Source organism: Sedimentibacter sp. MB35-C1, assembly GCF_030913635.1.
In the GTDB taxonomy this organism is placed as follows: Bacteria; Bacillota; Clostridia; order Tissierellales; family Sedimentibacteraceae; genus Sedimentibacter.
Map to the genome: position 1 here is coordinate 3,166,340 of NZ_CP133188.1, position 16,830 is coordinate 3,183,169.

Annotated in this window: 13 protein-coding genes and 1 pseudogene; all 14 read right to left on the minus strand. The window is 31.1% G+C overall.

Annotated elements, in window-relative coordinates:
• Positions 1-168 precede the first annotated feature (168 nt).
• Positions 169-1,194, minus strand: coding sequence for a DUF5050 domain-containing protein (locus RBQ61_RS15355; RefSeq protein WP_308138095.1), 1,026 nt, complete (start codon positions 1,192-1,194; stop codon positions 169-171).
• 129 nt (positions 1,195-1,323) lie between these two features.
• A complete protein-coding gene (locus RBQ61_RS15360; protein WP_374049919.1) occupies positions 1,324-1,452 on the minus strand; it encodes an IS3 family transposase in 129 nt (42 codons plus the stop codon).
• Between the two features lie 119 nt (positions 1,453-1,571).
• Entirely contained in the window at positions 1,572-2,351 is a 780-nt protein-coding gene (gene blaOXA, locus RBQ61_RS15365) for a class D beta-lactamase (RefSeq protein WP_308138096.1), read from the minus strand.
• Positions 2,352-2,667: 316 nt separating this feature from the next.
• Positions 2,668-2,803, minus strand: a pseudogene (locus RBQ61_RS15370) (DUF1016 N-terminal domain-containing protein); the annotation flags it as partial.
• 166 nt (positions 2,804-2,969) lie between these two features.
• Positions 2,970-3,755, minus strand: coding sequence for a hypothetical protein (locus RBQ61_RS15375; RefSeq protein ID WP_308138097.1), 786 nt, complete (start codon positions 3,753-3,755; stop codon positions 2,970-2,972).
• Positions 3,756-3,768: 13 nt separating this feature from the next.
• Positions 3,769-4,857, minus strand: a complete 1,089-nt coding sequence (locus RBQ61_RS15380; RefSeq protein WP_308138098.1) for a DUF5067 domain-containing protein — start codon at positions 4,855-4,857, stop codon at positions 3,769-3,771.
• Positions 4,787-5,599 carry a TIGR00266 family protein gene (locus tag RBQ61_RS15385; RefSeq protein ID WP_308138099.1) on the minus strand — a complete coding sequence of 271 codons (813 nt, stop codon included), beginning with the start codon at positions 5,597-5,599 and terminating at the stop codon, positions 4,787-4,789. Before RBQ61_RS15385 ends, RBQ61_RS15380 begins: the two co-directional genes overlap by 71 nt.
• 193 nt (positions 5,600-5,792) lie before the next feature.
• Positions 5,793-7,463 carry a histidine kinase N-terminal 7TM domain-containing protein gene (locus RBQ61_RS15390; RefSeq protein WP_308138100.1) on the minus strand — a complete coding sequence of 557 codons (1,671 nt, stop codon included), beginning with the start codon at positions 7,461-7,463 and terminating at the stop codon, positions 5,793-5,795.
• A 2-nt stretch (positions 7,464-7,465) separates the two neighbouring features.
• A complete protein-coding gene (locus RBQ61_RS15395) occupies positions 7,466-8,101 on the minus strand; it encodes a response regulator transcription factor (RefSeq protein ID WP_308138101.1) in 636 nt (211 codons plus the stop codon).
• Between the two features lies 1 nt (position 8,102).
• Positions 8,103-9,413 carry a hypothetical protein gene (locus tag RBQ61_RS15400; RefSeq protein ID WP_308138102.1) on the minus strand — a complete coding sequence of 437 codons (1,311 nt, stop codon included), beginning with the start codon at positions 9,411-9,413 and terminating at the stop codon, positions 8,103-8,105.
• Between the two features lie 439 nt (positions 9,414-9,852).
• A complete protein-coding gene (locus RBQ61_RS15405) occupies positions 9,853-11,442 on the minus strand; it encodes a type I restriction-modification system subunit M (protein WP_308138103.1) in 1,590 nt (529 codons plus the stop codon).
• 32 nt (positions 11,443-11,474) lie between these two features.
• Positions 11,475-12,611, minus strand: a complete 1,137-nt coding sequence (locus RBQ61_RS15410; protein WP_308138104.1) for a restriction endonuclease subunit S — start codon at positions 12,609-12,611, stop codon at positions 11,475-11,477.
• Positions 12,612-12,687: 76 nt separating this feature from the next.
• Positions 12,688-15,897, minus strand: coding sequence for a type I restriction endonuclease subunit R (locus RBQ61_RS15415; RefSeq protein ID WP_308138105.1), 3,210 nt, complete (start codon positions 15,895-15,897; stop codon positions 12,688-12,690).
• A complete protein-coding gene (locus RBQ61_RS15420) occupies positions 15,894-16,469 on the minus strand; it encodes a restriction endonuclease subunit S (protein ID WP_308138106.1) in 576 nt (191 codons plus the stop codon). Before RBQ61_RS15420 ends, RBQ61_RS15415 begins: the two co-directional genes overlap by 4 nt.
• Positions 16,470-16,830: the final 361 nt, after the last annotated feature.

The following is a 16,830-nucleotide window of genomic DNA, read 5'->3' on the forward strand; positions in this document are numbered from 1 at the left end:
TAACACCAAGGATTGTTTTTTAACAATCGGCTTCGTTGTAAAACGAGAAACAAGGAGTAAGACTATGAACCAAGTAATAAGGAGTAATTAAAAAGAGTACTTTTATGCTTTTGCATCAGGTACTCTTTTTTCTTTCGAAGAATTATAGTATAAGGTTTAGTTTGTAGTTTACAAGCTCCACAATTTATTTCCCTTTAGGTCTACAACTATTAAAAATGATTTGTTTTCTACAACAAATATATTAACTATAAAAATTTTGTCATTTATAACATATAATATATCTTGTTTTTCTTGACGAAAATTTAAATAAGGTATGCTGCATATCTCAAGTAAATCACTTCCATCATGATTCATTTTAAAAACGTTCAAGTTATTAGATTCTTTAGTTGAAAAGATAATTCCATTATTAGTAACATATAAACTCCTTATTTCTAATCCTTTATCATCTAGATAAATTATGTTATTTTGAAAGTTATTTACATCAAATTTATATATTTTATTCATATCAACACTATAAACATTACCATCAATTTCTTGTAGTTGTGAACCAATTATTGGTACTTCTTTTATTTCTTTGGAACTTATGTCATACATAAACTTAGTGTAATTCATTCTATAATATATTTTATCTTCACATATAACAAAATCCCCCATTATATATCCAGAATTTTCGTTGTCAAGTATGGTGATCTCCATGCTATCGATGTTTATACTCATTAAGTATCCTAGTGAGAATCCAGCATCAGGCTCAACATCGCCTTTATCGCCTATTGCATAGATATTATCTTCATATATAATAAAATTCCATATACTAATATTGTCAACTTCTTCGTCTATGAGTACTTTGTAGCCTGTGCCATCAGTATTTATGCAAGAAAAGGCAGAACTTGAATTATTATTCAAACGTTCAGTAAAGTATATTACTCCGTTATAATAAAATATTTTTATAAAACTGTTGTTGGCAATAATTTGGTTACCACTTCCATTTTCATTAATTTTATACAACTTACATCCATCATTATAATTAATATAGTACACAAACTGACCATCAGAAGTGAACATACTTAGATTTGCAGCATTTGAACTTAAATTCATTTGATAAGTTTCAGTTTGAGGCATCTTTTCATCCACATCAGCACTACAACCTAAAAGCAATGATACCAATATTATAATAGAAAACATAGTTTTGCTCATTGTACATTCCTCCATTAGATAATAAGCCGACCGACAAGGGTTGGCTTATACTTACTTAATACTCAATACTTAGTAACTCATTTATATTGTTCATAAAGTTCAGCATTATTCTTTAATAGTAATGAGAATTTATATACATCTTCTTGTGCAATTCCAAATCTTTATGTATTCAAATACAAACTTGTAAGCCTGTTGGTAACCCTGAATTTTAAATCTATTTAGCCATTCTCGTTTAATTATGGCATAAAACGATTCAATGCAGGCATTATTGCCATAATGAGTTCCTTCTTCTCTACGATACTTTCATTGTATCATACTTAATGTTTTTATTTAGGATTTTCTCATTTTGACTTGTACTTTTTATACACCACTTCAAGTTATTTAATAATTTTTAGATCTCTTAAATACCCAAGAACTAGTTCTTTTCTATAGTCAGCATCTGAGTTTTGGTGAATATCTAAATTACATGCAAAAAACCAAGTGTCATTTGCTGTTTCTACATATCCAACATACCATCCAATCTGAGGGTTAATCCGCTGTACCCATCCTGTTTTCCCTCTAAGAGTATACTCAGCATTCTTTTCTTCAATCATAAGATCTTTTAGAATCTTGTAATAATCCTCTTTGAAATTATACTCTTCAGTATAAACTTTTTTTAAAAAATCTATCTGTTCTTTTGCGGATATTCTAATATCACCTTCAAGCCAAAAATTATCAGCTCTTATTCCTACCTTTTTATTACCGTAATCTATTTGATTTAAGTACTCTGAATACTTTTCAATGCCAACCTTTTTAGCTAACTCCTGATAGAACCATATACAGCTTGAGGGTAAAGCCGTTTTCAAGTTCTGGTCTTTATTCCATTCAGGAAGTCCCTTATCTTTACCATCCCATTTGATAATTTCATTTTCATCATTGATGATACCTTCTTGTAAAACTATTAACGTGTTTGGAATTTTAAATGTTGATGCTGGCAAAAACCTTTGTTCTGATCTTTCTTCATTAATAATGAATTCTTTTCCGGCAATTAGAGAAGAAACAACAATTGTTGCATCTATATTATTATCATCTATAAAATTTTGGGTCACCGTACTATTATTACACCCACTTAAATTTAGTAATAATAAAAACATTAATAAAAACTTTATTATCTTCATTTGTAGCTCCTCACCCTTTTTTTCTTAATTTATATAATTATAACTATATTTTTAAAGAAATACTTGATATTTTGTACTGTTTTTAAGGATATGTGGAGATTAACATTACTAGTAAAATTTATCTATATAGCAACTCTTAGATGATCACATACAGTATTCAACTTTAAAAAATTCTTCTTACGCTTGATATATCCAATTTACGACAGCTTTTGCTTCTACATGCTTGAGCAAGGAAAAAGAAGATACACGCCCCCTATACAATCGTATAAAAACATTATACACCAAAATTTTACAATGCTCAAACGCTTAATAACTAGCAATAATGAGACCAATTCAATTTGCCAGACAGTGTCTGTCTGGCAAATGTCATATTTTAAATAAAGTACCCTCATATTTTTCATATTTGATCTGGAAAACCCTCTTCCAAACTCTTTTATCAGTTCTTTAGACAACATGTTATAATCAATACCGATTTTTCCCTCAGAACTGCAATCCTGCATCTGAACTACACGCTCCACATGCCTTGTGTGGACAATAATAATGTTGTGTGAATTTGTGGTTCCTTGGCGAAGGAGTATCTTTTTGAGTATGATTTTTACTGTCTTGACAACGAGTTTCTCACCAATTTTCCATCATTTTTTCCATACTCATTTCTTCAAAATTCACATCACTTGGCGGTACAAAAAGAGACTCATCAATGTTTACATTATCGCTGATTTCCGTAACATTTAATTGCATCATGGTTTTTTCACCAATAGCAACTTCATATTTTAGAGGTGTTCCATATTTTTTGGAATACCACATTTTAACAAGCACATCGCCTATCTCTTCATCAGTTTCTGTTGCCTCTATATAAATAACTTCTTCTCCTTCCAATTTTTCTACCCTTGCAATGACATCTTTTGAAGATTCCTCAACTACTTCTGTCAAAAAATCGCTATTATCTACCATTAGCCCCATTTCTTCAGCATACGTAGTATTAGCACCAATCATTTTTACACCCTCTGTTTCTCCATAAACATAACTATACATTACACTCTCATTCGGCAAAAAGATTAAAATACTTTTTGACATTCCTGGAACATCCATTTCTGTCCTTGTCATATCTCCATTGTAATAAGTAGCCATTTTGGTCGTAGTCCCATAAGATGTCATTTCAGATTTTATCATTAACTTTTCTGGCCTTTTGTTATCTATGGAATTAATTAAATCAATACCCTCTAAATTTTCGTTAACATCCTCTTTTTCTTCAGTTTTAGAAACTTCTGTTTCATTGCTATTGGAAATATTCTCCTCAATTTTTTGCTCTGCTGGTTCTTCTGCCTGTTTATTATCGTTTGAACATGCTACACAACTCAGTGAAACCATAGCAATTATAAATATTGCTAAGAACTTTTTTTTCATAATTTACTTCCTCCTACTCAACACTAAATACAATATTTTTTTTGTTCCCAAAATCATTTAAATCCGGCGTTACTGTCATATAGAAATCCTTTCGGCCTTCTTCAATATAGAATGAAGCAATTCCATTTATTGTTTGGTTTTCCTCAATTGTATTTTGTAACGTATAATCATTCACCGCTTCATTTAATCGAACTCCATCAGCAGTATATACGCCATTAAAATTTAAACCCAGCATAAAATTTTGCGTTTCTTTTGTCTTATTTGTAATGTCAAGCTCACACAAAAGAATTTCTTTTCCCTCTTTATCACTGGATTTTACATTAGCACTTTTCAATAAAATAGTAAGTTGTTTTGACTCTAATGGCACTCCTATGGTATATTCACTTTTTGTGCCACTTCCAGCAAATTGTTCTAAAAAAGTTTTATCGATATCATTTTTTGTTATCTCAATGGCTGGTTTATATTCAAAATTATTACCTATATTCAAAACGAAATCTTCTTCATTACTATCTGTAATTTCAAATGCTGTTTCACCCATAATCTTATTTTCTGGGGTGATAGTTCCAATCAAATCTGTTTCCACATCTGCCAAGATATTAAGGCCATATTCAACATCGTTTTTATCAAATACCGTGAGTCTATCAAAAGCAGAGAAGTTAATATCCTCGCTACTATGATTAAACACTTCAAGTTTTAAAATAAGATTTTTTACGCCATCACTATACTCTTTTGTTCTAACACCAATAATATTGTAACTTAATTGCGCTCCTTTATAGACTTCTCCGCATTTTTTTAATCCAAATATTTGACTTTCTCCTTCATTAGGTTGTGCATCTTCTTGTTCTTCAACTTCTTCCGCTTCTTCAATTTTTCCCGCTTCTTCAGCTTCTTCCGATATAGCATCTTTTTGACTAGAACATCCAACCATAGTCATTCCTAGTACCAAAATCACTAAAATCAACAAAAATTTACGTTTCATAAAACACTCCTTTTGCAATAAAACATCATAATTACCTATTCCTTTTATCCCTTTAATCTCTGCCAAATAAATTTGTAAGTCCGGATAGTTCCTCAATTGGATTATTAAATCCTTTGGATTCACCTTTACCACCTCGGCCTGCCGCAGAATATACTTTATCAGCCATTCTACTAAATGGTAAAGACTGCAACCAAACAGTTCCCGGGCCTTTTAGAGTCGCAAGGAACAGCCCCTCTCCACCAAATAATCCAGATTTAATACTTCCTGCAAATTGGACATCATACTCCACATCAGACGTCATAGCAACAAGACAACCTGTATCCAATTTTAGAACTTGGTTTTCCTGCAAATCTTTACGAATAATAGTTCCACCCGCATGTAAAAATGCCATACCATCCCCTTCTAATTTTTGCATAATAAATCCTTCACCACCAAAGAAACCTGCACCAATTTTCTTTTGTATATGTATATCAATAGAAACTCCTTTAGCTGCACACAAAAAGGCATCTTTCTGACAAATAAGATTTCCTCCAAATTCTGTTAGTACAACTGGTATTATCTTTCCTGGATATGGTGCTGCAAAAGATACATGTGCCTTTTCCCCCACAGTATTCGTAAACACTGTCATAAAAAGGCCTTCCCCCGTTATGACTCTTTTACCTGCACCCATTAACTTCCCCATAAGTCCCTTGCCATGACTGTTAGAACTTCCATCTCCAAAGATAGTTTCCATACTTATCTTTTCATCCATATACATCATTGCGCCCGCTTCTGCCACTACGCTTTCTCCACCATCCAATTCGATTTCTACAAACTGCATATCATCTCCATAAAGATTAAAATCAATTTCGTGTGATTTTGCCATGAAATCCCCTCCTAAATAATATAAAATACCTTTCTCTATTAAGTTTACTTGAAATTGGTAAAAAGTGTAATATACTAGTAGTCACTTTAAAAGTGACGATTGTAATCTCTTTTACTAAACAATTAGCCGAATGTCTTTTTTCTAATTAAAAAAAGACCCCGCCATAAGCTGAGTCTGAAATAAATATAATTTATTAGGGAAGTGGTATGGTAATATTTGCAGTAAACCCTTCTCCTAACTCACTACTATATCTCGCTTTTCCACCCACAAGAGCTAACCTGCTATCAATCCCTGTTAGTCCATTCCCTTTCATCAAATTTTTGAATCCTGTTCCATTATCCATTAACTGTATCATAACTTTTTCACCGTCAAAAGTAATAGATAACAATATACTGGTGGCATTGGCATGTTTTAATGTATTGGTAACAAGCTCTGTAGATATCTTTTTAATAATATCAAACACTATTTCATCGATATTATCCTGTTTGCCTCTAAAATAGAAATTTGTCTTAACCCCACTAATTTCAACAGTTTTTAACATGCTTTTTATTTCTCTTTCTAAAATAGCAGATGTGCATATAATTATTGTCGGCTTACTTTTAAGTTGTTTCATTTCATCAAATCCATTTTTAACAGAAAATTTAGCTTTTTCAAAACTTTCAATGGTTTTATCTCTATTTTTTTCTAGAGAAATTTTTGCCACCTCGAGAAGTTTCATTGTTATAACAAGCGAATGCCCTATAATATCATGTAATTCCCTAGCAACATAGTTTCTTGCACTAATATGTGAGGTTTGTTTAAGATTTTCTATTTGCTCTTTCAGTTTTTTATTGGCATTGGTAAGTTCATAATTCTCCTTTTCCATTTCCGCACTAATCATATGCAAACTAGTAATATCATGAAAAGATATAATAAATTTGGTACCGCCAATACTTTGATAATTGCTGATAGCATATCGATAATATTTATTTTCGTATTGTAATATTTTTTCTCCTTGAGATGCAATGTTTTTTGTAAAATATTTTACCACCACTTGCAAATCCAAAAAAATTTCTTTTGCTTTCTCATTAGCATAAATTATAACACTGTCCTGATTCATAATCACAATAGGTGTATCCAACCTTTTGGTTACCTCATGCTTCATTAACGGTGTAAGGTCAAAAAACTCATATTTAAACGTAGCATATATAAATATTAAAATAGACCAGGTGTATACAATTGGTGTAATATCAAATATCTGTATCCCTATAATATCAAACAGCGATCCTAGTATTCGGGTAATATAAATAAAATTAAACACTAGTGGTAGCAGTATGGCAATATATATAATACTCTTTTCTATCCTTGATTTATCTTTAATTTGCTTTTTAAATTTATTTCCACACAATATCATACCTATGAAAGTAAACGAATAAGTAATCCCTATAAAAAAATAAAAAAGCTTTCCAAAATCATCGCCCCAAAAATGGTATACTCGATAAAATAAATAATGATATGGGTTTGTTAATACTATAATAAATTGTACGAGTGCAACAATATAAATTCCTACCCTAATTCCTTTTTTCAATGGTTTTCCTTTGTTATAAATATAAGCAAAATCCAAGAAACTTGCTCCTAACAAACAGATACCAAAGTAATACAAAACAATAAACCCCCATCGCAGTTCTACCGTTGGTGAAACTGTTTTAAACACTTTTCCAATCAACCATATGATCATAGAAAATTGTACAAGAAAAAAAGCCTTTAAAGAAATATTTCTATTTGCTTTCATATAAAGTATCATGAACGCTATGATATTTACTATTATTGCTGCAAAATTCCACAGCGTAATTGTTGCAACCTTAACACCTACGCTATATTCCATATCTATACAATCCCATTTTCCATTGCAAATATTGCAATTTGCATTCTATCCGACATATTTAATTTGTATAGTATTTTGCTTACATAGTTTTTTATAGTTCCTTCTGAATAATTTAGATTCACAGCAATTTCTTTATTGCTGCTACCTGTGGCTATTAGCTTAATAATCTCGACTTCCTTTTCAGTCAAAATATCTTTGTATTGTGATTTATAGTTGCTTAACCCTTTAAATCTATCAATTATGATCTGTTTCACACTTTCATGTATTACCGTTAGCCCACTATAAACACATTTTACAGTCAAAATTAAGTCCTTATAACTAATATCTTTTACAATATATCCATCCGCTCTTGCAATGAAAGATTCCATTATATTGTCTGGATTCTCAAACGTGGTAAGGATAATAATTTTAATATTGCTATTCTTTTCTTTAATCTTTTTGGTAGCACTAACGCCATCTAAACCTGGCATTTCTATGTCCATAAGTATAACATCCGGATTTAAATTTTCGCACAATGTTATTGCCTGAATTCCATCACTGGCTTGCCCGACTACATTGATTTCATCATCATGATTTAGTATGTACGCAATAGACTCCTTAAATAAATTTTGATCATCCGCAAGTACTACGTTTATCATTTTAACCTCCATAGTGTTCTCTAAACGCTGATACAGCACTTCTTACATCTTCTAATATTTGACTATTATATTGAATCGTTTCATCAATTTTATCTTCTAAATCTTCGGAATCAATATCTTTTTCAAGGTTAACAATCTGAAAAATTAAATTTTCCATATCCTGTTCTCTTGTTGCAATAATTTCTTGCAACATAGAATTAATCTTTTTTTCCTTTTCCAAATGATACACAACTTGAGCATAATTTTTCAGACTGTCATTAGCTTCTTTGGATTTTTTTCTTTGTTCTTCCAATTGATACAGCATCTCCATCAGATGCGTGATTTCTGTTATTGTTATAATGTGTCCCAGCGTTTCATCATTGGATTGTAAAAAAGAAATCTTATGAGAAAAATAATGTTTTTCACTTCCAATAGTCAGATAAACGTATTCTTTTTCAAAATATTTTTTTCGTTTTTGAATATTTCCTTCATACAAAGTATCGATATCCTGCACATTAATTTTATCTAGCTTTTTAAAATATTGAGACTTACTAGCACAATAATTTTTATATATTATACTTCCATTCACATCTGTTACATAAATGAAATCTGTCACCATATCTCCAATTTTATCAAAAAATATGCCTGTGACCCCAATTTGCACTTGATCATCACTTCCAAGACTTAATAGCAATCCCACCAAAAACATCAAAATATATTCTATGAAATCAAGATAGGAAAATTCAATGATTACACCAACAAAATAGATACATAACGGCATAAATATTCCAATAAATGTCCATAAAGTAATCACCTTGTTCTTATAAACTCTATGTATATTTTCTTTGGCACTTTGGCATTTCACAATAACATATAAAACTCTTATTAAGAGCATTATAACACATACCTTATAAAACAAACTATAACTCGTTGAGAAAAATTCATAATGTTCTATCAACATTTTGTTCTGTATCAGAATGCTAATCAAAGCAAAAATAATGACCACTATTCCAAAGAAAATATTTTTTATCTCTTTTATTAATTGAATTTTTTTGCCAAACAAATAATTGATTAGCAAAAAATAGGCAACTAAAAATAATATAGATGCCATACATTTAAAGCTACTAGCTAAACCTTTATTCGGAATAACTACCTCTATGACTCTAAGAATCAAATTTACAAAAGCGAGAGAAAGGATGGTCAATTCCTCTTTTTTATTCAAATGTTTATAATAAGCGGTGATGATAACCGCTAATGTAAACATCACAATAAAAACAAGTACTACAACACTATAAAATTGATAAAAAGTATAATATCTTCCGTCACCCATCATAAACTCCTTAGATAATATATTTATGCTGGTAAAGTTTAAACGCTAGATTAACAATAATTACTGCTTTTTCCGGTATCGTATCTACCTTAAATCAAGCAAATCATTCACTCTCCTATCTATGCTTATGAATCTACATATCTTCCCTGCCATTTATAAACGTTTGCATCTTGCCTCAAACTTTTGTATATTTTTGTTGATTTGAAGAACCATATCAACAGCATTGTTAACGGTATTATATATAAATTGACAACTTTAGTCAATTTACAAAAGGAGAATGATAAAAAAATATTATTCTTTTGCTGATAATTTATTAACAACCGCCGGAGATCTTTGCGAGACAAGCTTGACAAAGCTTGCTATCAAAATTAGCACAATAAATTACGCTGTTCCCAAGCAAATGAGGGAAAGTGAATACCTCACTTTCCCTCTATCAATAAATTTAATTTTTTACACCTAAAATTTTCAATTGTTCATCAATCTTTGCTTCAAGTTCTGCAATTTCCTTATTATCTTGTTCCAACAGCTTATTTATTTCTTCTAAGTCAATCGGTTCTTCTTCCTCAAAAGTATCAACATAACGTGGTATGTTTAAATTAAAATAATTTTCTCTAATTTCCTCAATCGATGCCAAATGAGCATACTTTTCTACATCTTTGCGTTCTTTATATGCTTTTATGATTTTATCAATATCTTTATCTCTTAAATTATTTTGATTTTTATTCTTTTCAAAATCATTACTTGCATCAATAAATAGTATATCTTTATTTTCACGATTCTTCTTTAACACTAAAATTACTGTTGGAATACTTGTTCCATAAAATAAATTTGCTGGCAATCCAATTATTGTATCAATACGATTTTTACCAATTAAAGTTTCTCTTATTTTTCCTTCTGCTGCACCTCTAAATAAAACTCCATGAGGTAAAACAATAGCCATTGTTCCAGTCTCATTTAAGTGATAAATACTATGCAATATAAAAGCGTAATCTGCCTTTGAAGCTGGTGCTAACTTTCCATATTCACTAAAACGTGGGTCTTTTAATTTAGTTTTATCATTATCCCATTTTGCTGAATATGGTGGATTTGCAACTACTGCATCAAATCTACGTGGATGATCTATACCTTTTGCATCTGGACCATCTGGCCAATCACTTTCCAAAGTATCAGCATTACTTAATACCATATTGTTATAAGATATACCATGCATCATTAAATTCATACGTGCCAAGTTATATGTAGTTGTATTCAATTCTTGACCAAAGTACTTCATGGGAATTCCTTTTGGTAATTCTTGACCTACAGTAAGTAATAAAGAACCAGATCCCATTGTCGGGTCATATACGCTAAATAGTTCATCTGATTTTTCTACACCTTTTGTTACTACTTTGGCTAAAATCTTGCTTACTTGATGTGGTGTATAGAATTCTCCACCCTTTTTACCAGCACTAGCCGCAAATTGACCAATTAGGTATTCATATATTTCACCTAAAATGTCTTTCCCATCATCACCTTTGTATTCAATACTATCAACTAATTTTACTATGTTGTTAAGTGATTTAGCACGTTCGTTTGTAGAATTTCCAAGACGAGAATCTCCTAAATTAATATCATTAAATACTCCACGGAAATCTTTTACTGCTTCTTTATTTAATTCTGCATTTTTATTAAAGTTATCAAAAATAGTTTGATAATCACTAGGAATAACTTGTGAATCATTAATTTTATCAATCAATGACTGCCATGTATCCTTTGGAGCAATGGCATATCCTAAGCTTGCTGAAATATCTTGTAAATAATCTTCTAACTCCGACTTATCTACTTGTGAATTATAGGATTCATTAATAGACTTCCCCTCTATAACATCAATAACATTATTATTTAACAAATACTCCTCTTGATGTTCTGATAAATATCTATAAAACATAAATGCCAATATATAATTTTTGTACTCTGATGCATCCATTGTTCCACGTAATTCATTTGCCATTGCCCATAATTTATTAGTAATTGATTGTATATTATTGCTCATTATTTTTATTTCCTCTCTTTTATTAATTTGCTTTATACAAACATCTGTTGCAAAAGTCCCTTCTTTTGTTGCTGTAAATGCTCTAGCTTACGTTGATGAAAGGTGATAAGGGTGTCGAGACTCTCTATAAAATCACCAATCTTTTTCTGTTCATTTAGGGAAGTGAACGGAATGTTTATAGTCTTCATTCCTACCATATCAATACTTCGCCCATCTCTAATACCATATACATGTGGTTTTAGTTTAACATTTATAAAGTTATGAGATCTAAAATATGCATAATAAAAGCGAGAGTCTGCACCATTACCATGTAATGTATGATAGGCTGGACTTATGATTCCAGTAAAATTCGATTTTTCTAATCCACCTTCAAATGATCTTAAATGAACTATGAAATCATCTTTTTCTACCATCTTATAATTTAATAAACTTTTTTTATCAAATTGCAGATTTCTATCTGATTCATCTCTCCTTATTGTTCCCTTGCCTTGAATAATTGTTAGCGGAGGAAGTTCTTCATGGTTCTTTTCCGAATATTCCTCAAAAACATCTCCTAACTTACGCTGTTCCCAAGGGTCAGCAAATCCTGGAAAACGAAGTTCTGGAAATTTTTCACCATTTTTAGGAAACATTTTTTGCAACAAACCTCTCTTCTTATCTTGTAAGTGATTTAACTTACGCTGATGAAGGGTGATAAGGTTGTCAAAATTATGAAAGAATTTGCCAATTTGAATTTTTTCTTCTTCTGATACCGGTAACGTCAATTTAAGCTCTTTCAGTTCACTAGCTTTAACTAGTGGTTGTCCGGTTCCAAAAGATAATTTTTTGATATCAAAGTTCATAAGCATATAATAGGTAAAATCCAAGTTTTCACCCTGAATAAATACGGTATTATCGCTTATTTTAACCTTTCCAGAGTGCCTATATAATTCTCCTGCATTTGCTCCAACTCTGGCGGTTAGTAAAAAATCTCCCTCATAGTCATAGTTATTATCATATCCAATAACAGATGTTGAACCTAAGATTTCATATTTTCCATCATTTTTAGATGAAAACTTGCTTTTACCAGTATCAATAGAATTGGTTTCATCGCTCAACTTACGCTGTTCCCAAGGGTCAGTAAATCCTGGGAACCTTATTTTAGGTACATTCTCTTTATTATTATCCATTTTATCTCCTATCTTAACTGTCAATTCATAGTTGACGGCTTAATAATTAATTTTGAAAAGTATAATTAGATATAATTTAACTTTCAGCCTGATCATCAGCCAATTCATAAATAGCCTCACGCAAACCGTTGCGGTACTTGATTCTAGATAAAGCCTGTATATCTTCGTCATGTGCTAATGTCTTGTAATCCAAGCTTGCTTTTGCAATTATATCTCGAATTTGGCCAGTATCATCTAAATCTTGCATACCATAACGATGACAACTAAATAATTCGCGCATCTGAGCACTTGTGATAATATCTGTGATTCCCCACTTTACTCTAAAATCTAAGAATAGTCTATCAAGACTTACATTGTTAGCCGCTTGAATAATTTCTTCACTATCGTTAAGATTTACTGGATATTTAAGATTAGTACCCTCCGGCGGATAATACCCTTTGATAATAGCCATTGCTGCATTCATAATTTTCATAGCATAATTTCTATCTTCTAAACCATTGGCAAATTGATCAATTTTTTCTTTTGTAGTTTGTGCTTCTTGGTTCTTACCCTCATGTACTTGATTTAATAATTGTTCTACCAATTCAGTTAAATAATCATAATCTATTTTCACATCCTTAACATGAGTCATTTTTAACTCAATTTGATAAAAAGGAATTTTCTTTTCTTTTGATATATGTTGTTTAAGCTCATTGGTTAAAACTGTAGTAAGCATAGTTTCCTCTTCACTTGTCATGCCTAATTTTTCAACTAACTCATCAGGATTTTCGTAATCAAAGCCTACTGCATTTCCATTAACTTCTTCAGGTGCATATTGTTTTAATTTAGCCACACCAACATTATAATCACGCAATAAATCAAGCATATGTTCTTTTTGCTTCTCAGAAGGTGGTAACTGTTGAAATTTATTAGTTAAACTGTCTAATTTCTTAACAACATCTTTAACTTCATTAAATACCTCTTCAAAAGGTTTAGCAATAATTCCATCCTCTTGGTTAGATTTACGCTTCTCATCTTCTGATAAAATTGCAGAAGCTTTATTAGCATAAATTGCAAGAGCTTGATTCATCAACTTCTCATTTTGAGCAGGCCAACGATAGTTTACAATACGCCCCCAAGGTTTTTCTTGCATATCAGCAATACGATTTGTTCTTGAATAAGCTTGAATAAGTCCAGCTCCTTTAAGTGTTCTATCAACATAAAGGGTATTAAGTTCTGGTGCATCAAATCCAGTCAAAAGTTGATCTACCACAATCACAATATCTAGAAAGTTTTTATCTGTAGCTGTTTTATTCAGACGACTAGTAACATCTTGTGTATATCCTGCTACATCATCCATACCAAAGCTTGTACTAAACTCTTTGTTATAGGCTTTAATGGCATCATGTAAATTTTGATTAGTGGCAAGCATGCTATCATTATTGGATGAATTTTGGCTAAATGTAACTGCTACTTTTAATGTTCGTCCACCGTTTTTCCTATTTTCAGCATTTACTCGTTGAAATTCATTAAAATACATCATTGCCATTGGAGTACTAGCTTTCCCACCACCAACATGAGTGGTAAAAAGTGCATTATATTTTCCTTCGTTTGAACGATTTCGCCAATTCTTGAAAATATCTTTAACTACTAACTTGATGTGTTCCGAATTTTCATCATAAAAACTTGGTTCAACCGCATCATCCATATCCTCTTGACTTAGATTATTAATCTTCTCTTGAATTTGTTTTTCTGTCCACTTTGGATAGCGTTCTTTATAAAAACTTGGTAGATATTTTAATTTCATTTGTTTTTCATCAATCGTTGTTTCAAAATCTACTTTAAATCCCAAAACATTTCTATCTGCTATTGCTTCACGAATGGTATAGGCGTGTAACAATGGCCCAAAAATATCTTCAGTGCGTAAGCCATTAGTAGTTTCATCAAACATTGGTGTTCCCGTATAGCCAACCCAAGCAGACTTCTTGAAAGCTTTTTGTATTTTTTCAAAACTTTCACCACCAGTTGAACGATGTGCCTCATCCACTATAAATACAATATTTTTATCAGGTGATTTAAAAGATTTACGTTTTACTAAAGTATCAAGCTTTTGAACAGAAGTAACAACAATATTATTATCTTTGCTCTTTAATTTACGACTTAAATCATTAGTATTATATGTATTCTGAACACTACCTATCATATCTTCATTAGCATCTGGATCATAGGCCCTATAATTTTCATTTGTTTGTTTTGTTAAAGCAATTCTATCTACTAAGAATACAACTTTATCAACTTTTGGCATACGACTTGCAAGCCAAGCTGTTTTAAAACTAGTGATTGTCTTACCTGAACCAGTAGTATGCCAGATATACCCTACTTTATTTATACTAAGCTCAAAATCAACTCGTTTTAAATTTTCAATTACATTCTGGGTAGCATATACTTGATATGGACGCATTACCTTTAGCATTTGTTTGTTTTTTGTACCATCCAAAATCATATAATTAGTAGCCATTTGATGTGCCATTGGAATACTTAACATTGAATCAGCAAACTCTTTCCAATTACGTACAATCGTATTATCACTTTTACGTTGCCAGTTAAAAGCAAAGTCCTTATTAAACTTATCTGATGTGGTATTAGCCATATATTTAACGTTATTTGGTGTAATTGCCACCAATATTTGTAGAGTAGAAAAAATATCTCGATATTGATTTTCTTTGGAATATTGATGCATTTGATTTAGTGCTTCATTGACATCATGTGTATCACGTTTTTCTTCAATTTGTATTATAGGTAGACCATTGATAAGAAGTGTCGTATCAAAACGACGATTTTGTTTTCCAGTGATAACTGCAGGACGTTCAATCTGATTAACTACTTGATACACTGTATCTCCAGCACCAATTTGTTTTTGATCAAAAACTGTTAAGAACACGTGACGACCATCATCTAAATCAATTTCGATTTGCGATACACCATTAAGTCCATATAAAAATTGTCCAGCTTCATATGGTGTTTGAATATTGGATATAATTTTTTTGACTTGATTAAATTCTACAGTACTTAAAGGATGATCAAGTGTATTTTGATTGTGCCTCTCAAGAATCTCTTTAAAGTTATCCCAAAGCTTTTCTGTAGTTTTAATTTTTGGTTCATACTTCCACAGTTTTGTTTTTATACAGTAATCAGCAGGTTTTTCTCCAACAATAAAATCGCTGATTCCTTCTAAGTGTTCAGGTTTAGTTATTGTTCCACTTGTAATATACTGTATTAACTCAGTTTCAAATTTCTCTTCATTCATCTTTCGCATACCTCCTCTAACTTGGATAATCTGATTTTTGTTTCAAGTTCTGCTGCTCTATTTCTAAGGGATTGTAGCTTTAACTGATTAAAATAAACTTGTCCTATAATTATTTGCTTATCTATGCAAGGTATTTTGGGTATTTCAAGCTCTTTAAGTTGCTTTAGAGTATATTTTAAAACTTGAGAGCCTTGCAGTCCCAGCATAAACTGTTTCTTGATTGTTTTATTTTCATTAATAAGATAAACCAAAAACTTTGAATCAATTTTATTGTTAGGTAATAACTTAACGTAGTTTTGCGTATAAATATATCCCTCATGCTCTTTTCTTACTATTGTTGAAACTCCCGTGATTAAACTAAATACTACATCACCATCGCACAAGGTATTTAATTTATCATTGGTCCTGACTTGTTTGTTGTCCACAGTTTTTGAAATAATTCCTACCAAATCATCTGTTAAATCTGTCTGACTATAATAAGTAAAAAGCGGTGTTTTTTCATCAAACACTTCAGTAATTCTAAACTGAGGCGATCCACTTACTAACTCAACTAATTCACTTAACTTTTTCATAAAATATCGTGCCTTTCTAAAATTACTTTATTTACCATAATGTAATCATATCACAAAAGGAATTTTATTGCAACTGTTAAAAATGTAATTTTTTAAAATTACATTTTTAAACTTTATACTCAGTCCTTGCTTTTTAAACACTCATTCTCCCCAAAAATCACGAAAAGCCCCTGAAATCAGGGCTTTCTATTGTATCAATATTTGACTTCCTATATGGTGGAGTACAGGTGTTTTATATACTAGTCCGTTCCACTTTGCTCCATATGTTTTACTGCCTTGGCTCCAAGTTTCTTACCAATTTTCCATCATTTTTTCCATGCTCATTTCTTCAAAATTCACATCACTTGGCGGTACAAAAAAA

Bases quoted from the DNA above. Each gene is read 5' to 3' on its own strand.
- RBQ61_RS15355 (WP_308138095.1), bottom strand. From the start codon at position 1,194: ATGAGCAAAACTATGTTTTCTATTATAATATTGGTATCATTGCTTTTA.
- blaOXA (WP_308138096.1), bottom strand. From the start codon at position 2,351: ATGAAGATAATAAAGTTTTTATTAATGTTTTTATTATTACTAAATTTA.
- RBQ61_RS15375 (WP_308138097.1), bottom strand. From the start codon at position 3,755: ATGAAAAAAAAGTTCTTAGCAATATTTATAATTGCTATGGTTTCACTG.
- RBQ61_RS15385 (WP_308138099.1), bottom strand. From the start codon at position 5,599: ATGGCAAAATCACACGAAATTGATTTTAATCTTTATGGAGATGATATG.
- RBQ61_RS15390 (WP_308138100.1), bottom strand. From the start codon at position 7,463: ATGGAATATAGCGTAGGTGTTAAGGTTGCAACAATTACGCTGTGGAAT.
- RBQ61_RS15395 (WP_308138101.1), bottom strand. From the start codon at position 8,101: ATGATAAACGTAGTACTTGCGGATGATCAAAATTTATTTAAGGAGTCT.
- RBQ61_RS15400 (WP_308138102.1), bottom strand. From the start codon at position 9,413: ATGATGGGTGACGGAAGATATTATACTTTTTATCAATTTTATAGTGTT.
- RBQ61_RS15405 (WP_308138103.1), bottom strand. From the start codon at position 11,442: ATGAGCAATAATATACAATCAATTACTAATAAATTATGGGCAATGGCA.
- RBQ61_RS15410 (WP_308138104.1), bottom strand. From the start codon at position 12,611: ATGGATAATAATAAAGAGAATGTACCTAAAATAAGGTTCCCAGGATTT.
- RBQ61_RS15415 (WP_308138105.1), bottom strand. From the start codon at position 15,897: ATGAATGAAGAGAAATTTGAAACTGAGTTAATACAGTATATTACAAGT.
- RBQ61_RS15420 (WP_308138106.1), bottom strand. From the start codon at position 16,469: ATGAAAAAGTTAAGTGAATTAGTTGAGTTAGTAAGTGGATCGCCTCAG.